The sequence below is a fragment of the Flavobacterium cheongpyeongense genome (assembly GCF_003202435.1).
In the GTDB taxonomy this organism is placed as follows: domain Bacteria; phylum Bacteroidota; class Bacteroidia; order Flavobacteriales; family Flavobacteriaceae; genus Flavobacterium; species Flavobacterium cheongpyeongense.
This window is the reverse complement of sequence record NZ_QJHK01000004.1, coordinates 289,281-313,189: the sequence shown is the minus strand read 5'-3', so window position 1 is coordinate 313,189 and position 23,909 is coordinate 289,281. Positions and strand designations below refer to the sequence as shown.

Here is a 23,909-nt window from a genome sequence, read left to right as displayed (position 1 = left end):
ATGTTTCTTTTTTTAAGTCCTTAGTTTCTTATTAGTCTTATGATTCCCTGTTTTAGAGTTTTTAATAATTTCCTAATTCTATGAACCAGGGACTAAGTACTAATCACTAATTACTTTTTTACTTAATAATTTCTACTGTATTTCCGTCTTGTAAGTTAATCTGACCTGTGGTAATTACTTTTTCTCCATCAGATAATCCGTTGATAATTTCTACTTTATCACCTAAAATTCTTCCGGCAGTTACTTTTCTCAATTTAGCTTTACCATTTTCAACAACAAAAATTTCGTTACTGCTTACACTTCCAACAAATGCATTTCTTGGTACCACCATTAAGTTTTGTTTTTGTTGTTTTGAAGCAAAATTTGCAGTTCCGTACATACCGGCTTTTAGATCATTATTTGAGTTATTTGCAATTTCAATTTCAACAGGAAAGCTTAAAGTTTCATCTGCTTTTGCAGCAATAAAAGTAATTTTTCCTGAGAATGTTTTGTCTGGATAAACACTTGCAGTTACATTGATATTGTCTCCTTTTTTAAGGCTCGCTACCTGGTTTTCATTTACAGTAACTGTTAATTTTAATTTAGATGTATTTACAATATCAAATAATGCAGTTGCCGGCATTCCTGTTAAAATAGATCCCGGCTCAATGTATTTTTTATTGATAAATCCGTTAATTGGAGCTTTTACTTTTGTGTCACCTACATTTATATTGGCTTGTTTTAAATTAGACTCTGCATTTGTTAAAGCCAATTTTGCCTGATCTAATTGCTGTTTGGTAACCCCGCCGGTTTTAAAAGCATTTTCGTATCTGCTGAAATCAGATTTTGCATTTTGATAAACGGCCTGTGCTTGTTGTGCACTTACATTAATCACATCGCCTCTCATGGTCAGTAAGTTTTGACCTACTCTTACGTAATCTCCTTCTTTTACTAGAACGCTGATTACTTTTCCTGATTTTTCTGCAGCAAAAGTCAATTCCTGAGTTGGAGCAAAATTTCCGTTTGCAACAAAATCTAAAGAGATCTCTTCTGTTTTTACAGGAGTAACTTTTACTGAAACAGTAGCATTTTTTTCTGCCACTATATCTGTTTTTGCTTTGTTCTCCTTTTTATTGTTGCTTAAAACATATCCTATCACACCCAAAGCTGCGATTATGATTACGATCGTTGTAATAGTTTTTTTCATTGTAATTAGTTATTTAATAAGAGTTTTTAGTTCGCCTTTTGATTTGATAAGTGCTACTTCAGCTAATTTGTAATCTAATATAGCTGCGGTATAATTGTTTTGTGCTTCTATCGATGCATTTTCTGCATCTAATAAATCTGTTAATGAAGCCAGTCCTTGTAAATAATTATTTTTCGTGTTATTCAGAATTTCTTCTGCCAGAGTCATATTCTCTTTTTGATTTTCAATTGTAATCAAACTATTCTGAATTTGAGTCGTCGCATTTTTGTATTCTAAATCAAGTGAAAGTTGGGTATCTTTAATATTCTCCTGAAGTGATCTGATTTTTACATCTGCCTGTCTTACCTTGGCACGGGTGCCAAATCCTGTAAAAATGGGTACTTTTAAATTCAAACCAACTGATGCGTAATCAGACCAATATACACCATCTGCAGGTTTTGCAAACAAAGGTATTTCAGGCCCCTGTCCTATATAATTATATCCCGCAGACAAAGAAAGAGTTGGGTAATATTCTGCTTCAACTGATTTTTTCTGAAATACTAATAATTCCTCCTGTTTTTTCAAAAGCAGATACTCAGTTCTATTTGCAGTATTAGGAGCTTCGCTTAATGCAGCCGGAGTTACTTCAAATTCAGATTGTGGAATCTCGATTTGAGTTTCCATAGGCATTCCCATATAAAATTTCAAAGCATTTTCCTGTAACTGTACGGCATTCAAGATTTGCTGACGTTGCGTGCTGATGTTTGACAGTTTTACATTTACTCTGTCCAAATCGATTTTTTTTGCCAGTCCGTTATCAAATTGCCCTTTAATAATGTCACGAACTTTAGTAGTATTGACATAATTGCTGTCTAATAAAATTAATTTCTGACGTTGAACATATACCTGATAATAGTTGTTTGCTACTCTTTCAATTATTTGTTCCTCTGTTAACTGATCATTGATCTGATAGAATTGACGGGTAGATTTAGCAGCTTTTAAACCTGTAAAAACAGATTGGTCAAACAAAGCCTGTGTTAATGAAACTCCCGCTCCAGAGGTCCATTTTTGTCCAAAATTTGCCTGAATAGTAGTTCCAGGCTGTCCAAAAGAACCCCCGTCAATTACACTTGTCTGTAAGATAGGATTATGAGTTAAATTTCCGTTAGCCGAAATTTGAGGTAAAGCTCTTGAACGAACTTCCTGAATTTGGTATTCGCTGTTTTCAACGTCTAATTTTGCTTTTTTGGCATCAGCTTTATTTTGCAGTGCATAATTAACAGCATCTTTCAGAGTTAAAGTGGTGACCTGTGCATTGGCCGACAGACCAATTGTACACAAAAATATAAGAATGATTTTTTTCATAGATTGATGAATATTTAAGTAATAATTTTTTTAAGTTGTTTTTCTAATTCTAGAATCCCTAAGGGAGTCGACATTGCTCTGGTGTGGTATTCAAGTGCTTCTAATTCTAAATCTTGTGCCTCTTTTTCAGAAATCGTATTTCCATTTATCTCAAAGATCAATGTGTAATAAAATTTCACATATTTATCTACGGGTATTTCTGATCGGTAAAATCCTTCTCGGATTCCTTTTTCGATATTTTGCTTAAAAACCGTATTACATTCGTTTATCTCTCTATTAACTAGTTTATTGTAGGTTTCAGAGTAATGTTTTTTTAACTGATACATTGGAGAGGTGTCTCCGCTATTGAACATTTCTTTGAACATTTTTCGAATTTCAAAATTTTCTTCAATAGCATTGTAATCTTTTTTTACTATTGCATCAATGCTTTGATGTACCTCTTTATGCAACACCGCAATACTTTCTTCTATCAACACCTCTTTGTTACAGAAGTATTTATAAATAGTTTTTTTAGAAATGCACATTTCGCAAGCGATGTCATCCATTGTGATGCTTTTGAAACCCAGTTTCAAAAATAATTCACTTGCTTTTGAAATAATTTTCTCTTTCATTTTAATTTTCAAATTCTATTACTAAAGTATTTAGGAAACTAAAGTTACAAAAAAAGTTTCCATTATATTTGTAATAATTTTACATTAACTTATTCATTATGTAGGGTTTAAATACTGAATTCTAAATTTGCAATAAGTTTGATATCTTTTCCCAATGCCAATCCTCCGTTGTGATTGTAAGAATTATAGTCTAAACCAAAATCCTGACGTTTAATGTCTCCTTTAATTTCAAAAGCAACTTTTTTCTCTCCGTTATAGTTATTAACACCAATAAACTCTGCGTCAAGTTCTACAACTCGTGTAACATCTTTTATGGTTAAGTCTCCTTTAAAAAAGTTGATATTATTATTTACTTTTTGAAAAGAGGTCGATTTGAAACTAATAATAGGGTGTTCGTTTACATTAAATAAATCATTCAGTTGCAGATGAGAGTCGATTTGCTGAAAACTATCTGCTTTATTATTTATATCTAATGAAAAAGCTACTGAAGCATCTTCAATTTCATTATCCTCGATATTTACATAGCCATCAAATTTGTTTGCAGGTCCTCCCAAATAAGCAATTATCGAATGTCTCATTTTTATTAAAACATCTGACTGGCTAGAATCTACGGTCCATGTTGTTCTCATAAATATTTGATTTAATTTAATTGAGTTTATAAAACGCTTAAAATACATGGAAACTCATATGGTGTTTTCAGTTTCCGTTTGCAAATATAAAAAGGAAACTCATAATACCAAAAAAGTTTCCATGTTTTTTAAAATAATTTTAAAGGATTAAAAATGAGGTAATAGTAAATTATGGTTAGCATTTAAATTTTAAAAACAATAATTCGTATATGAATTGTATCTTTGGACTTCGTAAATCAGAATTTCATTTTATGCACGATATTAGCCAGTACCAGGATTTTTTTTTAAGTTATTTAAAGAACCAAAACATAACCAAAGAGCCCAAAAATCTTTATGAGCCTATTGAATATATTTTAGGACTTGGCGGCAAACGGATGCGCCCGGTGCTGACGCTAATGGCGGCAGAAGTTTTTGATACCAATTATAAAATAGCACTTCCGGCCGCAATGGCGGTAGAAGTTTTTCATAATTTTTCGTTGGTGCATGATGATATTATGGATGATGCGCCTTTACGCAGAGGAAAAGAAACCGTACATGAAAAATGGAATCTGAATACCGGAATTCTCTCTGGGGATGCGATGCTTATTTTGGCTTATCAATATTTTGAACAATACGAGCCAACAGTTTTCAGGGATTTAGCAAAATTATTCAGCAAAACAGCACTTGAAGTTTGCGAAGGTCAGCAATGGGATGTCGATTTTGAAATACGATCAGATGTAACCATTCCGGAATATCTGAAAATGATCGAATATAAAACAGCTGTTTTGGTTGCTGCAGCTATGAAAATGGGTGCAATTGTTGCGAAAACATCTGAAAAAGAAGCCGATTTAATTTATAATTTCGGACTTAATTTGGGGTTGGCATTTCAATTACAGGATGATTATTTAGATGCTTTTGGAGATCCCAAAACTTTTGGTAAACAAGTAGGAGGGGATATTATCGAAAACAAAAAAACCTATTTGTACTTAAAAGCGATGGAGTTTTCTGCTACTGAAAAAGCGGCAGAATTACAAAAACTCTTTAGTGAACGATTGGAAGATAATACGGACAAAATAGAAATTGCCAAAGTGATTTTTAACGAATCCGGAGCATCAGAGGCAACTCAGAAAGCAATAGAAACATACACTTTTAAGGCTTTTGAAACTCTGGAGAAAATGGCAATCAATGCGCAAAAGAAAAATATTCTGAAAGCTTTTGGCGAAAATCTAATGGGCAGAAAGGTTTAATACAGTAAGATTTATGAATGCCATAGTCGATTCGGTTTTCTTTAATGACAAAAATTATGATGCCAAAAAGCAATTGTTTTTTGCTGCTTGTTTTCCTTTTTTTACCATTTTCGCTTTAGGAATTGACAGCGTTTCTTTTACTGCGCATTATTTTGATGGCCGTCAAATTACAAATATTTTAGCCATACTTTATTTCTCTTTTTTCTTTTGGTTTTCAGGTTCTTATTTAAGGAAATTGATGTTTGTGATGGTATTTTTGTCATATATAGGCGAATTGATTTTTTGCACGTTACTCGGAATGTACCATTACAGAACAACAGTTATTCCGTTATATGTCCCTTTTGGTCATGCCATTGTTTATGCTTCAGGTTATGTGTATGCGTATACCCAATGGGCAGTTAAAAACGATCATTCTCTTAAAAAATATTTCGCGATTGGATTTCTGATATTGTTTTTATCTGTTGGAATTACCCTGAAAGATATATTTTCACTCATTTTTGGAATCTTTTTCTTTTTGCTTTTGAAGAGAAAAAAATGGCAAAACTTATATTATTTCATTGCCATTTGTGTTATATTTATTGAGCTTGTGGGGACTTATTTTCAATGTTGGAAATGGATTCCAAAAACATTCGGGTTAATTCCGGCTGCCAATCCGCCAATGGGAGCTGTTTTTTTCTATGCAGGCGGCGATGTTCTTTTATCTAAAATTGTAGATTACTGGAAATCAAAAACCATAAGAAATCAGTTTTAATTGCCATTGGTATTAATTTTTGAAATTAGTTTTTGAAATTGAAATTGATTTTTGCCATTGCCATTGAATTTTGAAATTAAAAAAATTATGTATGTTTCCCCCTTAAATACCGATTTGTTATTTGAAGAAGCTCAAAAAGATTCTTTATACCTTAAATTAGTAGAACAGCTTAATAAAGATTTTAATCTGGCAAATGAGGGAATTGATTTCCCATTAAGTATTGTGCCTGAAGAATTAAAAATCCAGCTTCACGAAAAAATTTACCGAATGATTCAGTACAAATTTGCTGAATATCTGAATCTCCTCTATATAATTGATGTTCCGGAAAACGAAATCAAACAACTGGACGGATCAGATTTGGTTGTTCTTGCTGAGCAGGTTTCTTTTTTAATTTTAAAGAGGGAATGGCAGAAAGTTTGGTTCAGGAATTATTACAAGTAACATTAATTGTTTATTAAAATACTATAATTTTCAGGTCTTACGATTTTTCGTAGTTTATCTAACTCAGTCCAAAGGCCAAAACCTTCGGTATCAATTTTATTCCCTACAAATTGAACGCGGCCGCATTTGAAGCACATCTTAACTATTCCTACCGTTTCTTTTTTCTTTTTAAAAATAAAAATATCGCGATATTCTGCTGCACAGGCGGCGAAAGCATCTTGCAATGAATCTTTTTCACTAAACACATTTTCAATCTCTTTCTGCTGTTTAAGCGATAAATTTGATTTTTTGTAGTTATAATTCAATAGAATTTTTTCGAAATTTTCTTTTGGAATGGTGTCTGGAAAATGATGAACGAATAAATCTATAAACTCTAATTCTTTTGGAGTATTCTTCTCTTTCATCATAATTTTCATAAAATCTTCCTCCGAAAAATTCAAATAATAATGATTGATTTCATCAGAATCAAAAAAAGGTCGTAATTCTTTCTTTACAACCTTTTTATTATTAGTATTTTCCTTTTTAGAATTATTACAACTAGAAATGATTATAGCTGTAATTATAAAGATATATTTTTTCAAATTTTCAGGTTTAAATAAACTTAGAATCTTAGCATCTCAGAACCTTAGCAACTTTTTAGAAATAAACCCTCACAAAAGGCATAAACGCAGATCCGTACAAACTTCTTTTTTCATTAAATAAAACATCATAGCGACCACCTACAGTTACGCTTCCGGTTCTGTAACCAGCACCAAGATATAGTGCCGTGTTCCAGTAATTATCTGAATAGCCAGGTAAGTTATCAAGGCGTTCATATTTTGTATTAACCCTTACTTGTTCCAGTTCAGCAGATAACTGCATTTCGGGAATGGGGTTTACTAATCCGACAAGGTTCCCCCCATATATGTAAGAATGATATTGGTTTTTAGAAGATAAATAGCCAAACTGCAGTCCTAATCCAACTGCGACAATTTCGTTCACATTATAAATAGCGCTTGGCATTACAGAAATATCAGTATAGCCGGAACCAATTCCAAGACCCAATCCGCCGCCAAATTGTACTTTGTCCCAAAATTGATTATTGTTATCGATTACATTGTTTTGATCTTGTGCAATAGTATCATTTGAAAACAGGCTAACCAAAATCACAAAAAATGATTTGAAAACGATTGAAAGATGAATTTTCTTCATAGTTTAGGCTATTTTTAACAAATTTTTACGTAAAAGTACGTAAAAAAATCATTTAAATAATATCGTTTGTTGTACTTTTGCCATTCTATATAACAAAAAGTATATTCACTCAAATATTATGGATAGGTTTTCATTTTTAAATGCAGCGCATACCGAGTTTTTTGCACAATTATACGATCAATATTTAGTAAACCCAGACAGCGTTGAGCCAAGCTGGAGAAGTTTTTTTCAGGGCTTTGACTTTGGAATGACTACTTATAATGATGAAAATCCTGTGCAGCAGATTGTTGAGTATGTAACAACAAGCGACAACACAGATTACAGTAAAGTTTCTGAAAAATTACAAAAAGAATTTAACGTATTGAAATTGATTGATGGCTACCGCACACGTGGTCATTTGTTCACTAAAACCAATCCGGTTCGCGACCGCAGAACTTCATCTCCAACGCTGGATATTGAAAACTTTGGACTAACAACTGCAGACCTTGCTACAGTTTTTGACGCGGCTCAGGTTATTGGTGTTGCTCCATGCTCTTTGCAGGATATTATTACCCGTCTTAAAGCAATTTACTGCCAGCATATTGGTGTTGAATATATGTACATCAGGAACCCTGGTGTTGTAAAATGGATTCAGGATAAACTAGGCGTTAACAACAATCAGCCAAATTTCTCTACAGAAGAAAAACAAACTATCCTTAATAAATTAAATGAAGCCGTTTCTTTCGAAAACTTTTTGCATACAAAATATGTAGGGCAAAAACGATTTTCATTAGAAGGTGGAGAAACTATTATTCCTGCTTTGGATGCCTTAATTGAAAAAGCTGCCGAAAAAGGAGTAGAGCAGTTTGTAATGGGAATGGCTCACCGTGGTCGTTTGAACGTTTTGGCAAACATCTTCGGAAAATCTACTCAGGATATCTTTAGCGAATTTGATGGTAAAGATTACGATCAGGAATACTTTGATGGTGACGTAAAATACCACTTAGGACTTACTGCCGACAAAAAAACAAGATCAGGAAAAAGCATCAATATTAATTTAGCACCAAACCCTTCGCATTTAGAAACCGTTGGAGCTGTTATTGAAGGAATCACAAGAGCAAAACAAGACAAATATTATGCTGATGATTTTTCAAAAGTATTACCAATCGCCGTTCACGGAGACGCTGCAATCGCAGGACAAGGTTTACTTTATGAAATTATCCAGATGGCGCAATTAGACGGTTACAAAACCGGAGGTACCATTCATATCGTAATCAACAACCAGGTTGGTTTCACCACAAACTATTTAGACGCCCGTTCATCAACTTATTGTACAGATGTTGCCAAAGTAACACTTTCGCCTGTATTACACGTAAATGCTGATGACGCAGAAGCGGTTGTACACGCTGTATCTTTTGCATTAGATTACAGAATGGAGTTCGGACGTGACGTATTTATCGATTTATTAGGATACAGAAAATATGGTCATAATGAAGGGGATGAGCCTCGTTTTACACAGCCGGTTTTATACAAAATCATTGCAAAACATCAAAACCCAAGAGATATTTATGCAGAAAAGCTTTTATCAGAAAGAGTTATCGATGCTAATTATGTAAACACAATTGAAAAAGAATACAAGGCAGATCTTGAACATAACTTAGAAGCATCCCGTAAAAAGGCGTTGACAATCATTACACCATTTATGCAAAATGAATGGAAAGGATTCCAACAGGTTTCTGATGATGTGATGCTGAAAAAGATCGATACTACTTTCGACAAAAAAGGGTTGGATTCAATTATCAATACAATTTCAACGTTACCTTCGGATAAAAAATTCATCAATAAAATCAATAAAATTGTATCTGACAGAAAAGTTGGTTATGACAATAATACTCTTGACTGGGGAACAGCAGAGGCTTTAGCTTATGGTTCACTTTTAACAGAAGGATTCGATGTTAGAATTTCGGGTCAGGATGTTGAACGTGGTACTTTCTCACACCGTCATGCTGTGGTTAAAGTTGAAGATTCTGAAGAGGAAGTAATCTTATTGAACAATATCGAAAACAAAAAAGGAAAATTCGGTGTTTTCAATTCCCTTTTATCAGAATACGGTGTTTTAGGATTTGATTACGGTTATGCTTTGGCAAATCCAAATGCTTTAACGATCTGGGAAGCACAATTTGGAGATTTCTCTAATGGAGCCCAAATTATGATTGACCAGTATATTTCTTGTGGTGAAGACAAATGGAACAATCAAAACGGTATTGTTTTATTATTGCCACATGGATATGAAGGTCAGGGAGCTGAGCACTCTTCAGCAAGAATGGAGCGTTATTTACAGCTTTGCGCAAGACACAATATGTATGTTGCTGATTGTACAACACCAGCGAACTTCTTCCACCTGTTGAGAAGACAGATGAAAACGAATTTCCGTAAACCTTTGGTCGTTTTCTCTCCAAAAAGTTTATTGCGTGATCCAAGATGCGTTTCTTCAGTAGATGAATTAGCAAATGGAAGCTTCCAGGAAACTATTGATGACAATACAGTAGATAAAAAGAAAGTTAAAACTTTAGTTTTCTGTACAGGTAAATTCTACTACGATATTGTTGCAGAAAGAGAAAACAACGGAAGAAATGACGTTGCAGTTGTTCGTGTAGAGCAATTATTCCCTTTCCCTGTTGAGCAAATCAAAGAAATCATCTCCAACTATCCAAAAGCAGATGATTATGTTTGGGCACAGGAAGAGCCTAAAAACATGGGAGCTTATAGCTTTATGTTAATGAACTTTGATCTTGTAAAATGGAGACTGGCTTCACTAAAAGCATATTCTGCTCCGGCTGCCGGAAGTTATACACGTGCAAAACGCCGCCATGCAGATGCTATCAGAATGGTATTCGATAAAGATTTATTTAGATAAAAAGAATGTTTCAAGTTTCAGGTTTCAGGTTTAACCACCTGTACCTGTAACCATAAAAACCTTAAACAAAAACAAAGATGATTTTAGAAATGAAAGTCCCATCACCAGGGGAATCAATAAAAGAAGTTGAAATTGCAACTTGGTTAGTAAAAGACGGAGATTATGTAGAAAAAGATCAGGCGATTGCTGAAGTTGATTCAGACAAAGCTACTCTTGAATTGCCTGCTGAAATGAGCGGTGTAATTACACTAAAAGCTGAAGAAGGTGATACAGTAGCAGTTGGTGCTGTAGTTTGTTTAATTGATACTGATGCGGCAAAACCATCTGGTTCTGCAGCTGCACCAGCAGCAGAAGCTCCTAAGGCTGAAGCTCCAAAAGCAGAAGTAAAAGCTGAGGCTTCAAAAGCAGCTCCGGTTCAGGCTCCGGCAGCAACAAGTTATGCAGCCGGGACTCCATCTCCTGCAGCAAGAAAAATATTAGACGAGAAAAATATTGCTCCGGCAACTGTTTCAGGAACTGGTAAAGGCGGAAGAATTACTAAAGATGATGCTGTAAATGCAGTGCCTTCTATGGGAACTCCAACTGGTGGAAGCCGTGGAACTGAGCGTACTAAATTATCAATGTTACGTCGTAAAGTAGCAGAAAGATTAGTTTCGGCTAAGAACGAAACAGCTATGCTTACTACTTTTAACGAAGTAAACATGACGCCAATCAACCAAATTCGTAATGAATACAAAGACGCTTTCAAAGCTAAACATGGTGGTTTAGGTTTAGGTTTTATGTCTTTCTTTACAAAAGCAGTAACAAGAGCTTTACAATTATATCCTGATGTGAACTCTATGATGGACGGTGATTACAAAATCGCTTACGATTTTGCTGATATCTCAATCGCTGTTTCCGGACCAAAAGGATTAATGGTTCCTGTTGTTCGTAATGCTGAACTTTTAACCTTCCGTGGAATCGAAGCTGAAATCAAAAGATTGGCTTTAAGAGCTCGTGACGGTCAAATTACAGTTGACGATATGACTGGTGGAACTTTTACAATCACTAATGGTGGTGTTTTCGGAAGTATGTTATCTACTCCAATCATCAACCCTCCTCAGTCAGGAATCTTAGGAATGCACAATATTATCGAGCGCCCAATCGCTGTAAACGGTAAAGTAGAAATTCACCCAATGATGTACGTAGCCCTTTCTTATGATCACAGAATCATCGATGGACGTGAGTCTGTTGGTTTCTTAGTGGCGGTAAAAGAAGCTTTAGAAAACCCAGTAGAATTATTGATGAACGGTGATGCTAAAAGAGCATTGGAGTTGTAATACATTCTAAAAATATATTTTTAAAAATCTCGTTTATTTCTGTAAACGAGATTTTTTTGTTCATATCATTTTTGATATATTTTTCCGTATATATAAGGAAATATTTTTTTTAAATCATATTTTTGTTTAAAACCCCAATAATGTCAAATTCCATTTTTCAACAACTCGATTTTAATGACTTTGCAAAAGATAGCAAGGAAATTGATATTGATATATTTGATATTGAAAAACATGGAATTATTGAAGTTTATGAAAATGAGGGATATCCCGCTCTTTTCTTAAAAGAAGTAGAGTCTTTTGATTTACAAACCTTAAAATTGATTGCTGAAATTCAGCATGCTTGTTGGAATTTTCAAAAAGTTTTATTTCTCTATGTTTATACTAAAACAGAAATTAGAATTTATAATTGTTCTGTAAAACCTTTCGTTTTAGATAAAAATATAGCTGACTTAAAGTTAAAAAGTCAATTACAAGAACTGCAACTTTTTTGTTGTGAGGAAACAGACGAAGTAAAATTAAAAACTCTTAATACACTTTTTTCAAGAATTGCTATTGACACAGGCTTTATTTGGTCAGCAATTGAAGCTAAAGAGATAAAAGACAAACTAAATCTCCAAAATAGAGTTGATAAATATTTAATTAAGAGTTTAATTAATGTTTCGAGGAAGCTAGAAAAAGAAGGGTTAAAAGACAAAGACATTATTCATAAATTAGTGATGCGTTCTTTATTTTTATTGTATTTAGAAGATAAAGGAGCGACTACAAAACCATTTTATGCTACTTTTTTAGATCATGCGGATTCTTATTTTAAGGTTCTAGAAAATATTGAAGCTACTTATAATCTATTCCAAAGATTATCCAATGACTTTAATGGAAGTTTATTTACTATAACTCAAGAGGAAAGAAATCTAGTCAAACTAAATCATTTAGAATTAATAAAAAAATGTTTTATTAATGGTTGTGAAAATGATGAACAAATTACTTTTTTTGAAGGCTGGAGGTTATTTGATTTTAGTATTATTCGAATTGAATTATTAAGTGAAATCTACGAAAACTTTTTATCCGAATTAGATGAAAAAAATAAAAAAGATTCAGGGACTTTTTATACACCTCCATCATTAGTTGAACTGATTTTAAATGAGAAGTTACCCATTCAAAACGACAAAACTAATTATAATATAAAAACACTTGATCCAAGTTGTGGTTCAGGAATTTTTTTGGTTCAAAGTTTTAAGCGTTTAGTAAAACGTTATGAAAACAAATGCCAAAAAAAGCTAACGGATTTCGATATTCTAGTAAAGATTCTAAAAGACAATATTTTTGGGATAGAAATAGAAGGAAAATCAATTAAAGTAGCGGCATTTAGTTTGTATTTAGCGTTGTTAGATAATCTAGACCCAAAGACAGGTTGGTGGAATGGGAATATTAAATTTCCTTATTTAATAAACGATCCAGAGGACTCAACTTTAAATGAACAGGGGTATAATCTTTTTAAAAGAGATACTATATCTGATTTTGAAATATCAGAATTGCAAAATTTTCAATTAGTAGTTGGAAATCCCCCATTTGGGACAAAAAAGTTATTACCATCAATTATAAATTATTGTAAAAAACAAAATTTTGCTCAAGAAATGGTTTTGCCATTTATGCACAAAGCTACTTTATTAGCACCAAAAGGTGAAATTGCTTTAATTTTCAATACTAAAGTTTTAACGAATACACGAGGTACATATCAAAATTTTAGGAAATGGTTGCTTACTTATAATTATGTAGAAAAAATTTATAACTTTTCAATTTTAAGAGATATTCCTAAAGAATTTGGAGGTCAGCTTTTCGGATCTGCTAAAACCCCCATATGTATTGTTTTTTATCAAAAAGAGAATCCTGAAAACCCAAAAGATACCATAACTTATTATGCCCCTAAAACCTATATTAAAAATGATGTTTTAGAAGGAATTGTAATTGATTCATCAGATGTTAAGCATTTGCCAAGAAATGATTGTGAAAAGAAAGATTCAAAAATCTGGAAAATTGCAATGTGGGGGAATTATTTTGATTTTGAGTTGATTGAAAAAATTGAATCAAAATACAATTCTCTAGAAGAATATTTTGAAACTAATAAAAATGAATGGATAAAAGGTAGTGGACTTCATTCTCCTTCAAAAGAGCAAATAGAAGAAAATAAATTTTTCACTCCTATTGAATATATTGAAACTGGTTTAATAGATAAATATTATACTTCGAAAAATGCGTTAGTTCCAAATTCTAAAATTTATAGACCTACAAACGAGTTATTATACAAAAGTCCTTTTTTAATAATTAAAGAGGGTCAAAAAGATAAAGAATACTGTTCAAGTATAATAGATTTTGATTGTTATCATATGGCTTATAGTATTGTGAACAGTGATATTCAAATCCTAAAAGTTTTATCTTCATTCATAAATTCAGTTTTTTCAAATTATTATCTTTCGTTAAGTTCAGCTTCTTGGGGAATAGAAAGAGAAAGAGTTCAATCAAATGAAATGTTACAGCTCCCTTCTGTTATTGAAAATATAGAAGCGAAAAATATTATAAAGTTATCTTCAAAAGTTGATGAAATAATTTCGATAAAAAAATCAAACAAAGTAAGTCAAGATATTTCACATTTAGAAAAAGAAATTGACCAGATTATTTTTAATGATATTCTTAAATTGACAGAAGATGAGCAAATTATAATTAAAGACACTTTAGATTATAGTTTAGATTTATTTGAAAATAAAGAGAAATCTAAAGCGGTTTTACCAGTTAACAAAATCGGCATTTATATTAACAGACTAACAAAAGAACTAAATGATTGGTTGGATGATGTTGATTTAAAAGCGTCTGCAACAATTTATGATATCAATAGAAATTGCCCATTGTATTTAGTTAAAATATCATTTGGGAATGAAGAAAAACCTGTTTTCGAATCAAAAGAAGATATATATAAAGAGTTAAAAATTTTAGATGAAAAACTTTGGGAAGAAGAAGCTCAAAATTTATATTTTAGAAAAAAACTAAACTATTATGATGGTGATCATGTTTACATCATAAAGCCAAATCAAAGACGTTTTTGGAGTCAAACTGCTGCTATGGAGGATTGTAAATCTTTATTAGTTGAAATAGCTAACGGGAATGGCTAAAAGCAATTTTATAATACAGAAAGTAAATGAAAGCTTTGAATTGAAATGTTTAACAGTTTTGGTTAAATCATATAATGATTCTATAAAGAATAAGTCATATTCAAAAGATTGGGAAGAGAAAACTTTTTCCTCTCATTTAGTAAGTTTAATGAATAAGTGCGATGTAGCTTTAAAATATGAAATGATTATTACAAAAGAAGAAGAATTGGAGGATGATGAAATTGATAATGGTTTGAAATCAGCAGACGAAGCAAATCCAATTGATATTAGATTTCATAATGTTTGGTCAAACGAAATAAGGTTAAATTATATCATTGAAGCAAAAAATATTTCTTCTTCACAATGGAATAAATCAAACGGAAGCAAAGTAAATGCTTCTCAACAACAGAAAGAATATATTACTAAAGGTATTGATAGATTTCTGACAGGACATTTTAAAGAAAAAAATGGTTGTATGTTGGGCTACATTGTAAATGGTTCATTAGAAAATATCATTGACAAAGTAAATGCTAAAATTAGTTCATGTAAAAATGACTCTGAAATGATCCTACATAAAAGTAAGTTTATTGATAATCATAAAATATTTGAGACAAAACATTCTCAAAAGGTTCTAAAACATTTGTTTTTTGAATTCTCAAATTAATGGTATGATAATAGAAAATAAAATATTAAAAGCTGTAGGAACTAATAAACTTAACCTTAAAATTTTAGGGGAAAGAAAATGGTATAATTATTTTATCTCAGTAAATAAGTTAGTTTGGTCGAGAAATCTTTCGGATGGTTATGAAATTCATGTTTATTCGGATGAATATAAGACTTTACATCTGGGAACATTCAAAATTTAATGGTTTGGAGTTTTGAAAGTTACTTCAAATACAAATAATGATTGTAGTAATCAATAATCCCCTTGCCTTTTAGGAGGATATCAGCACCAATAATGCCGTTAACGGGTTTCGCTTTGTGTTGTGTAAGCGCTTCGTTAACATGTGAAAGGTCAAAAATTACGATCCCAAAATCATCGTTTTTCCAGGAACCAATCTGTACCGAATTTTGTTTTGAAATTTGCGTTTTCATTCCGGTACCACCTGCTCCTGCAGCTTTAGTCTTTGATTTTTTTGTAGTTAATTCAAAGCGTTCAATACCTTCAAAACCCACACAGGAATTGGAAGCTCCGGTATCTAAAATAAAATTTCCCGAAACGCCGTTGATTTTTACTTTAATCAGTAAATGCTGTGTTTTGATGATTTTGAATTTTATTTTTTTGTATTTCTCTTTTTTGAGAACCTCGTGAAGATTTTCCATTTTTGATAGTGATTGAAAACCAAAAATAAGCCAATTAACGTCAATAAACTAATGATGTAATAGATATAATGGGCTGATTTTATTTCTGTAGAAATCGAACCGTAATACACAAAAGAACTCCAATAATAAGGTGACTTTTTTGCGTTTGTAATCGATTTGTCATTTAAGAAATCAAGTTTTGCATTTGTATTGGCTTCAAAATAAGACGGATTTTTTTTGATGTTTTTATAAAAGTCAGACATAAAAACCGAAGTTGTATAATCATTTACTTTCCATAAAGAAAACAATAAATTCTGTGCTCCCGCAAACTGAAAACCTCTTGCCACACTCATCGCTCCCTCGGCTTTGTAGAGTTTTCCGATTCCGGTTTCGCAGGCACTTAAAACCACTAAATCCGGGTTGATATTCAGGTTGTATAATTCGGAATATAAAATTTCCTGATCATAAAATTTAATGCTTGCCGGAGTTTCAATATCGCCTGCAGCAGCATGTGTGCTCAAATGCAGAATCGAATAATCAATGGCATTTTTTTTAAAATTATCGAAAGTGGCCTCTGTGTTTTCTAAATATTTTCCTTTAAAATTACTTCGGATTGATGCTAATTCTTTTTTTGAATAATTTAATTCAAAAGCAGTTTTTTTGAAAACCGGAAAAACACCCAAAACGGTTTTTTCTGATTTAGAAACTGGTTTAGAATTCAAATAAATATTGGCCGAGGTATTATAAGCAATTTTGAAATCGTTCAGCAAATAATGCATTTTGGCAAAGTTTGTTGTGTTTGATTTACGTGTAATTAATGCTTCAAACGGAAGAAAATTCAAAATCCCATCCGGAACAACAATCAGGTTTTGATAAACCGAATTGCCGGGTAATTGCAATAGGTTATAAACCTTATTTCCAAAACGATTATAACCCGAAATATCATTAATAATAGCATTAGCGTCATTAAAATAATCTACAAAATGCACGATTTCAAGCATTGCTTTATGGGCTGTAAAGATGTGGTTTAAATTAATTCGGTTATTTTGTAAAGTGAAATAAAACAAGTTTTCAGAACCCATAAAATAATAAACCATAACGGCTTTGTCACTTTCTAATTTTGAAAACAGCGCTTTTAAATCACAGTTTTCAGAGAAATAATCGGTATCTTCAGCCTGGAGTTTCTTTAGCGAAAGCATCGATTCATTTTGTTTTTTTATGAATTGATTAATTTTTGAAATATCAGCTAAATCCCCTTTTTGCTGTTCTTTTAAAATAGCATTAATTAAATTTTGAAGTTGCTGCACAAGCTGTTTTTCTTTTGCAGAAGCGTTTTTAATATTTGAACGATAATTTTTTAAAACTCCGGATTTTGTTTTTTCTGATAATTGAAATGCTTGTTCTAAATATTGAATTTTGTGCTCTGTTTGATACAAATGATCGTAAAGTAAGAGACATTTTTCGGTACGGTTCCGGGTTCTGATCTGATTAATGATTTTAGAATTTTCATAAACCAAAGAATTCATCAATAAATCGTCAATGTAAAAAGAAAGTTCAAAAGTCTTTAAAGCTTTTTTGGGGTCTTTGACGGATAAAATTTCGGCATATAAATCGAGTGCATCCAATAAAACGGTTTCTGCATACAATTGATTTTTATTTGGCAATAAATTTCCTGAATTGTAATTGGGAATTAAGATTTTAAAAATACCTTTAATTTCATTGATACTTTCTTTGTGTTTTTGTTCAGCAAACAACAATAGAGCCTTTTCATAATACAATTTTGCAATTTTTCTGGGCTGCGAATCCTGCATCAGCTTTTGTGCTTTTTCTAAATAAGAGTCTGCAAGTTCAAAATTTTGTCGTAAGCGATTAAGATTGGCTAAATTTCGATAAGAATTCGACAGGGTTTCAGACTGATCGGTATCATTTTTTAAATATTTTACTGCTAATTCAAAATATTTTTGTGCTTTATCATAGACCTCTGGTTTCATTAAATGCCCTGCTGAACTCAGTAAATAATTATTACCAAGGTTATTCCATAAAATTCCTTTTAGAGCATTTGACAGTTTTTCAGTTTTTAGAGAATTTTCCAAAAGTTCAATTGCCATTGAAATCTTTCCTGAATTCTGATAGACATTCGATAAATTCAGGATGGCCGCTATTTTTTGTGATTGTTTTTTTTCTGTTTCGGCAATAAAATAATACTGTTTGATCGTGTTTTCTGCGCTATCATAATCCCCTACAATGGTATATAGATTTCCTAAAGGTTTGAGACAATATTCAATGATATCGTAATTTTTAAGTTGGTATTTCTGATAGGTTTGCCAGGCTTTTTCGTAGGTTAACAGGGCATTTTGGGTTTGCCCGAATTGATTTTCATAATAGGCCTTATTGCAGTTTAAAACCACTATGGACAATAATTCGTCTTTGCTTTTTGGTTTTGGATTTCTCCAGAACGTATTTTCTGCATTCGTTAAATTTTTTAACGCTTTCGCGGAAGGGTTTGTAACGAAAGTATCAATAGTATTATAGATTTTACTTTCCTGTTGCCCGAAAACATGGAGACTCAGAAAAAGAAGGATTAAACCATATAAGCGATGTAAGTTCATATTATTGCTTGAAAGTAGTGATAAGTGTCTGTATGAGCGAAGTCGAAGACCTTCTTGTTATGAGCCTTCGACTTCGCTCAGGATGACATTTGAATTTTAAAACTTAAATTTACTTACATCATTTATATGGTGAAATATTAAAACCTCCAAATCCCATACACCTGAAAATAATTAAAATCCTGTTCAAAGTTGATCACATATCGTGCGCCCAGACTTGGTCCGATTCTGGCAAATCCTGCTGTCAGGTCAAATAAAAGACCGGTTTTGAAATTGGTAAAGGAGTTTTTAATGGTATTATTTGTTGTTTTTGTGCCAATCAGAATATTTTCTTTGTCTCCTTCAAAAATTTCTATTTTTCTATCCTGATCCTGTTGGGATAAAACATTGATATTGGCCTGAATTCCGGCTCCGACTCCAATATAATTATTAATGTTGTACCGAATCAAAACAGGAATTTCCCAGTTCACATTTTTGTTTTTTGTTGTAGTAGTGGTACGTGTCAACCGTCTGACTCCGTTTGCATTACTATCAAATCCGGTGGTAATAGCCACGGCACTGTTATATTGGTTTAAAGCATTCATCCATTCTGCCTGCCAGTAAAAGCGATAAGCTTTAAAAGGTGAAATAGAGGCACCCACAAAATAGCTCGTCGATTTTTCAAGATTTGGATAAAAGTTATACCCCGCTTTGGCACCAATCGAGATTCCTGGTAGGAATCGTGTAACGGCGTAATTGGTTAGGATAGGTTCGTTTTTATCAAAAATAATCGAAGTCCTGCTTCGTGTATTTGTTTTGTGAAAGTCTTCGTTAAATTTCATCGAATAGCGAACAAAACCTTTGGTACTGTCTTTTTCGTGAACGTTTTTTTGTTCAGTTCCCGGAAGGTAAATATTTTTAAACGTAAAAATGATTTGTTTTTTGGTAATAATAGTGTCCAGACAGCTTACAGTTGGTTCTTCTCCTTTGGGACAAATCGGGCATTCAGGATACATACTTTCAATCTGGAAAGTTTTTTTGTCGAACATATCCGGAATATCGGTTTCTAAACGAATTTTTCTCGCAGGCCCTTCGCCATTGTTCTGAAAACGTGTTTTAAATTTGACTCTTTTAAACCGAACAAATCTGTAATTCATAAAACTTCCGTTCGACCCCATTTTGTTGGGATCGTGGGAGGTTACGATTTCCATTTCGAGGTTTTTGACTTTATGATTTTTAAAACTGCGGTTGGGTACAAAAATCCCACGCATGGTAACCGTTGCGCTGGTATCCTTGATCATTTCGGGTGTTGTTTTAAAGGTATAAAAAACATTTCGGGTTTCGCTTGGATTGGCATCGTCAAATTCAAGGATCGAAACGTTATGATAGAGCGTATGTGCCTCTTTTAAGCTTGCCTCCAGATCTTCTTCAGTCGTTGTATTTTTATATTTTTTGAATTTGAAAGTGTTTTCGGCAGAGGCCAGATAGTTTTTTGTGTCATCAAGATCATCAATTGAGGCAATTGTGTTTTCTTTTACTTCGCGTTCGCCTGAGTAGGTCCTGAAATCGACCAGTTCGAAATTGTTGTTTTTGAATTGTTTTTCGTTGTAAAAAAGATAGAGCTTGCCATTGGCAACATAATTTTCCAGATTCTGATAACTTACTACGACTACCATTTCCTGTTCCGGAATGGGGTCGCAGTTTTTTAGGATGGTGAATCCGTTTTGGTCGGCAATGGATGCGATGTCTTTATAATCTGTGTCGGTAATATCGTTTACAGCCACTTTTTTTGGGCGTGTTGCCGGAGGTTTTCCGTTGTCGTAATTGTTGGTTACAGCAAGTCTGGCGGTATAATTGCCTTTGTTTTTATAAACGTGTTTTGGTTCGGCTTCTTTGCTGTAATGTCCGTCTCCAAGTTCCCATAAATAAGAATAGCTTGGTTTTGGAGCACCTGCAATGGGGATTAACGGCGGTGTTTCGGGTTTGAAATTAACCGAATTGCCTTTTTGGATATAGCTGATGTTTGCTCTTCGGGTGATGGTGTCTTTTACTTTGGTCTGCGAAAAGACCATTACTGATGAAAGAAAAATGAAACAGTATAAAAGTTTTTTCATGGTCGAGGAGGTTTTTTAGCCCTGATGGGAGCGGCATCCTTTTTCTGGCTTCTTTAGACAGAAAAAGATACAGCGGACAGCAGGATTAGCTTCTGAAAATTATCAGAATAAATTTAAAACAGCATTAAATGTAAAAAAAAGTGATGAGCAAATCACCACTTTTTCCTAAAAAAAGTATTTGAAAGTTACTGAATGGCATTGATTGCAGCTACCAGTTGCGCTTCTGAACCGACTGTTGTTTCGGCAAGAGTGAAGGTATAGGTCTGATTGGCAGCAATTGTTACTCCTTTAATTGCATAACGCCATTGGCCATTTTCTTCTGTAGCAAAAATGATGTGACAGGCTAAACCAACCGGAATTTGTCCGTAATGTTCGCTGAACAAACCTGCTGTTGTGTAGGTGTCTAATTTTGCAAGAGCATTTGTTCCTTCGCCGTCATAAGACAGGTAAATTGCACAATTATTGTTGTCAAAACCTTCAGGAGCATCTACCAAAATAGTAGTTTTAGGTCTTGGATCGCTGTAAAAACGGTCAACATTTGTCCATCCAAAGTTTCCAAAAGTAACATAATAATTGTTTCCCTCTCCCTGAACGCCGCCTTTGCCGTTAGCACCGTCACCACCTGCTCTGGCTTCTTTCCAGGCCAGTTCTCCGGCTTCATCAATTAAACCAGTCCATAAAGTCATTGTATTGTCTACACCATCTGTTAATGCTGCAGGAACAATCATACTCATTGAACAGGAAGTTTGAAGTTCAACGCCACCTTGCGTAGCTTTAATAAAAAATTCGCCTCCAGAGATTAATAAATTTTTATTTCCGTCAGCCATTAACCCCATTGTTGGTTTGTTAGTTACCAGCATGCTTCCTTTGTCAAAAAGCTCTACATATTCAATGTCGATTGTTCCGGTTACTGCGTTTCCTGCTTTGGTTAGACAGTTTCCGTTAATGGTTATTTTAACACCTTTTTTTGAAGTAAATGTAATGGAGCCTGCTCCTGCAGTAGCTGTAAAATGTTGTGTTTTTCCGACAAGGGCTTCGTCTCTTAGTGCCGCAAATTCTGAAGCTGATGGTGGTACAACTTTATCTTCTCCATTGCTGTCATCACAGCTTACAAATGTCGTTAAGGCTAAAAATAATAATCCGATTTTTCTAAAGTTTGTGTTCATGATTTCTAATTTTTTTGATAAATCTGAGCTGATCGTTGTCAGTTGGTTTTCAGATTTGGTTGTTAATTCAATTTTTATATTCTTATATCAATTCGGGTTTGATATTGTTACCCTTGTTTAAAAAAATATTTTTAATTTGTTTTATAGTGCTATATCAACAGGCTTTTAAAATTGTTACCCCTTTTTTTTAATTATTCAGAGGCATTTTTCTTCAAAAACATTCCCGTCTTCATCAAGCGCAACCAGGATTTTTTTTTTGCGAAGACTAATCACTAAATAAAGCCAGATTATGGACCAAAGTCCAAGAGTTGCCAAAACCAAAGCAAGATGAAAAGAGGAATTGATCTGCTTTTTTTCTTTGGATAAAACCACATAAGGGAGCTTGTCGTTTTTTTCAATTATGATAAATCCGTTGCGAATTTTGTCCGACAATGTTTGCTGAAATCTGGCAAAATCTTTTTTGTTTGTTAATTGATAACTTTTCATGAGGTGTTATTTTAATTCTTAAAAAAAACATTTTGTTACCGTATATCAATTTCTTTGTTTAATTGTTACCTTTTTACTGTAGTTTTTTTTCAGATTCTTTTTTTACATTAGCTAATAATTTTCGATATGAAAAAAAGTAAAATACATCCTGACCAAAAATACATCGACGGAATTGCCGCAAATGACTCGGCTATAATCCGATCGATCTATAAAAATTACGTACCAAAAGTAGTTTTCTACATCATGAACAATTCCGGCGACAGGGATCAGGCCCAGGATGTGGTTCAGGAAATCATGATTTTGCTTTTTAATCAGGCCAAAGCCAATACATTACAGTTGACATGTCCGTTCGATGCCTACTTCTTTTTGTTGTGCAAAAGGAAATGGCTTAACGAGTTGAAAAAAACTTCGAATAAAGGGGTAACAATTAATGAAGATTTTGCATCTATCAATGAATCTGCTCTCGATTCAGTTGAACAGGCTGAACAATTTGATGAGAAACAGCAGCTTTTTGACATGATGTTCCAAAAATTAGGAGATAAATGCCAGGAATTGCTGAAACTGAGTTTTACTATAAAATCAATGGAAGAGGTTGCTGAAAAACTAAACGTAACTTACGGCTATGTACGTAAAAAGAAATCGTTATGCGTGGGGCAACTGACACGGTGGATTCAGGAAGCAAAAAATTTTAAATCTCTAAAAAATAATTAGTCATGAACGAAGAACGCTACCTATTATTTGATCAATATCTTCAGGGAGAAATGACGGTTGAAGAAAGAAGTAATTTTGAAAAGCAAATTTCAGAAGATCAGGATTTTGCCTCGGAATTCAGTACTTTCAAAGAAGTTTTGAGACAATTGAAAACTAAGTTCGGACATGAACAGGAAAGAGAAGCGTTCATAGAAAACCTTTCTGCGATTTCAGATAAACACTTCAATAAAGAAAAGCCAAAAGTCGTATTCATGCGCCCTTGGTATTTTGCTGCTGCGGCATCTGTAGCAATTTTATTCGGATTGCTCTTTTTTGACTACAATCAAAATCCGTCTTTTAATGATTTTAACCAACCCGGACAAGCTCATTTTACAGAAAGAAGCAATACAAATGTCAATTTGATACAAGCCGAAAAAGCTTTTAATGACAAAAAGTTCAAAGAAGCGGTTCCGTTTTTTGAGTCCGTTCTTAAAAATAACAAAACTGCTGAAATTCAATATTATTATGGCGTTTCTTTATTGCAAACCATTGAATATAAAAAAGCAGAAGTGGTTTTCAATGAATTGAAATCAGGAAATTCTGTTTATAAAGAAAAAGCACTTTGGAATCTGGCTTTACTCAAATTAAAACAAAAAGATTATAAAGGCTGTAAGCAAATCCTGCAGACTATTTCTCAGGAGTATGAAGACTATGATGAAGTTCAGGAACTTTTACATGCTTTGGAATAAATTAATTTTGTAAGAAATACTAACAAAAAATCGAATTTAGAAATTTTTATTCTAAATTCGATTTTTTGTTTTTATGAACTGAA

Annotated in this window: 21 protein-coding genes; 10 read left to right on the top strand and 11 right to left on the bottom strand. The window is 33.0% G+C overall.

What is annotated here, in order from left to right:
- Positions 1–118: 118 nt before the first annotated feature.
- The 4 genes from DMB65_RS07140 to DMB65_RS07125 all read right to left on the bottom strand — a co-directional run bounded on the left by DMB65_RS07140 (position 119) and on the right by DMB65_RS07125 (position 3,770).
- Positions 119–1,186 carry an efflux RND transporter periplasmic adaptor subunit gene (locus DMB65_RS07140; protein WP_078226949.1) on the bottom strand — a complete coding sequence of 356 codons (1,068 nt, stop codon included), beginning with the start codon at positions 1,184–1,186 and terminating at the stop codon, positions 119–121.
- 9 nt (positions 1,187–1,195) lie between these two features.
- Positions 1,196–2,530, bottom strand: coding sequence for a TolC family protein (locus DMB65_RS07135; protein WP_078226950.1), 1,335 nt, complete (start codon positions 2,528–2,530; stop codon positions 1,196–1,198).
- Positions 2,531–2,544: 14 nt separating this feature from the next.
- A complete protein-coding gene (locus DMB65_RS07130; RefSeq protein ID WP_110305949.1) occupies positions 2,545–3,141 on the bottom strand; it encodes a TetR/AcrR family transcriptional regulator in 597 nt (198 codons plus the stop codon).
- A 107-nt stretch (positions 3,142–3,248) separates the two neighbouring features.
- Complete coding sequence (locus tag DMB65_RS07125) at positions 3,249–3,770, bottom strand: YceI family protein (RefSeq protein WP_110306000.1); 522 nt, start codon at positions 3,768–3,770, stop codon at positions 3,249–3,251.
- Positions 3,771–4,021: 251 nt separating this feature from the next.
- Here DMB65_RS07125 and DMB65_RS07120 point away from each other — a divergent pair, with 251 nt between their 5' ends.
- The 3 genes from DMB65_RS07120 (at position 4,022) to DMB65_RS07110 (ending at position 6,188) form a co-directional block, all read left to right on the top strand.
- Positions 4,022–4,996 (top strand): polyprenyl synthetase family protein, encoded by a 975-nt coding sequence (locus tag DMB65_RS07120; protein ID WP_110305999.1) that lies wholly within the window; start codon positions 4,022–4,024, stop codon positions 4,994–4,996.
- Between the two features lie 13 nt (positions 4,997–5,009).
- Complete coding sequence (locus tag DMB65_RS07115; RefSeq protein WP_110305948.1) at positions 5,010–5,747, top strand: hypothetical protein; 738 nt, start codon at positions 5,010–5,012, stop codon at positions 5,745–5,747.
- Positions 5,748–5,834: 87 nt separating this feature from the next.
- On the top strand, positions 5,835–6,188 hold the full coding sequence (locus DMB65_RS07110; RefSeq protein WP_110305998.1) for a hypothetical protein: 354 nt from the start codon (positions 5,835–5,837) through the stop codon (positions 6,186–6,188).
- Positions 6,189–6,190: 2 nt separating this feature from the next.
- Here DMB65_RS07110 and DMB65_RS07105 read toward each other — a convergent pair whose 3' ends face one another.
- Together DMB65_RS07105 and DMB65_RS07100 are read right to left on the bottom strand one after the other, a co-directional pair.
- Positions 6,191–6,769: a hypothetical protein gene (locus DMB65_RS07105; protein WP_110305947.1), complete on the bottom strand. Its 579-nt coding sequence runs from the start codon at positions 6,767–6,769 to the stop codon at positions 6,191–6,193.
- A 55-nt stretch (positions 6,770–6,824) separates the two neighbouring features.
- On the bottom strand, positions 6,825–7,379 hold the full coding sequence (locus DMB65_RS07100; protein WP_110305946.1) for a hypothetical protein: 555 nt from the start codon (positions 7,377–7,379) through the stop codon (positions 6,825–6,827).
- A 118-nt stretch (positions 7,380–7,497) separates the two neighbouring features.
- On the opposite strand from DMB65_RS07100, the gene DMB65_RS07095 reads away from it, so the two are divergent.
- The 5 genes from DMB65_RS07095 (at position 7,498) to DMB65_RS07075 (ending at position 15,600) form a co-directional block, all read left to right on the top strand.
- A complete protein-coding gene (locus tag DMB65_RS07095; RefSeq protein ID WP_110305945.1) occupies positions 7,498–10,275 on the top strand; it encodes a 2-oxoglutarate dehydrogenase E1 component in 2,778 nt (925 codons plus the stop codon).
- A 77-nt stretch (positions 10,276–10,352) separates the two neighbouring features.
- Positions 10,353–11,594: a 2-oxoglutarate dehydrogenase complex dihydrolipoyllysine-residue succinyltransferase gene (gene odhB, locus DMB65_RS07090; RefSeq protein WP_110305944.1), complete on the top strand. Its 1,242-nt coding sequence runs from the start codon at positions 10,353–10,355 to the stop codon at positions 11,592–11,594.
- A gap of 140 nt (positions 11,595–11,734) precedes the next feature.
- Positions 11,735–14,755, top strand: a complete 3,021-nt coding sequence (locus DMB65_RS07085) for an HsdM family class I SAM-dependent methyltransferase (RefSeq protein ID WP_110305943.1) — start codon at positions 11,735–11,737, stop codon at positions 14,753–14,755.
- Positions 14,748–15,398, top strand: a complete 651-nt coding sequence (locus tag DMB65_RS07080) for a hypothetical protein (RefSeq protein WP_110305942.1) — start codon at positions 14,748–14,750, stop codon at positions 15,396–15,398. Before DMB65_RS07085 ends, DMB65_RS07080 begins: the two co-directional genes overlap by 8 nt.
- Positions 15,399–15,402: 4 nt before the next feature.
- Positions 15,403–15,600: a hypothetical protein gene (locus DMB65_RS07075; protein ID WP_110305941.1), complete on the top strand. Its 198-nt coding sequence runs from the start codon at positions 15,403–15,405 to the stop codon at positions 15,598–15,600.
- 19 nt (positions 15,601–15,619) lie between these two features.
- Here DMB65_RS07075 and DMB65_RS07070 read toward each other — a convergent pair whose 3' ends face one another.
- The 5 genes from DMB65_RS07070 to DMB65_RS07050 all read right to left on the bottom strand — a co-directional run bounded on the left by DMB65_RS07070 (position 15,620) and on the right by DMB65_RS07050 (position 22,387).
- The gene (locus DMB65_RS07070) at positions 15,620–16,057 is read right to left on the bottom strand and encodes a retropepsin-like aspartic protease (protein WP_110305940.1); all 438 of its coding nucleotides are present in this window, start codon (positions 16,055–16,057) and stop codon (positions 15,620–15,622) included.
- Positions 16,009–18,645: a CHAT domain-containing protein gene (locus DMB65_RS07065; RefSeq protein ID WP_110305939.1), complete on the bottom strand. Its 2,637-nt coding sequence runs from the start codon at positions 18,643–18,645 to the stop codon at positions 16,009–16,011. Before DMB65_RS07065 ends, DMB65_RS07070 begins: the two co-directional genes overlap by 49 nt.
- A 137-nt stretch (positions 18,646–18,782) precedes the next feature.
- The gene (locus tag DMB65_RS07060) at positions 18,783–20,735 is read right to left on the bottom strand and encodes a DUF7849 domain-containing protein (protein ID WP_110305938.1); all 1,953 of its coding nucleotides are present in this window, start codon (positions 20,733–20,735) and stop codon (positions 18,783–18,785) included.
- Positions 20,736–20,920: 185 nt separating this feature from the next.
- Positions 20,921–21,901, bottom strand: a complete 981-nt coding sequence (locus tag DMB65_RS07055; RefSeq protein ID WP_110305937.1) for a hypothetical protein — start codon at positions 21,899–21,901, stop codon at positions 20,921–20,923.
- Between the two features lie 195 nt (positions 21,902–22,096).
- The gene (locus tag DMB65_RS07050) at positions 22,097–22,387 is read right to left on the bottom strand and encodes a hypothetical protein (RefSeq protein ID WP_110305936.1); all 291 of its coding nucleotides are present in this window, start codon (positions 22,385–22,387) and stop codon (positions 22,097–22,099) included.
- A gap of 126 nt (positions 22,388–22,513) precedes the next feature.
- Between DMB65_RS07050 and DMB65_RS07045 the strand changes: the two genes are divergently transcribed.
- Positions 22,514–23,098: an RNA polymerase sigma factor gene (locus tag DMB65_RS07045; protein WP_110305935.1), complete on the top strand. Its 585-nt coding sequence runs from the start codon at positions 22,514–22,516 to the stop codon at positions 23,096–23,098.
- 2 nt (positions 23,099–23,100) lie between these two features.
- Entirely contained in the window at positions 23,101–23,826 is a 726-nt protein-coding gene (locus tag DMB65_RS07040; protein ID WP_110305934.1) for a tetratricopeptide repeat protein, read from the top strand.
- The last annotated feature ends 83 nt before the right edge of the window (positions 23,827–23,909 follow it).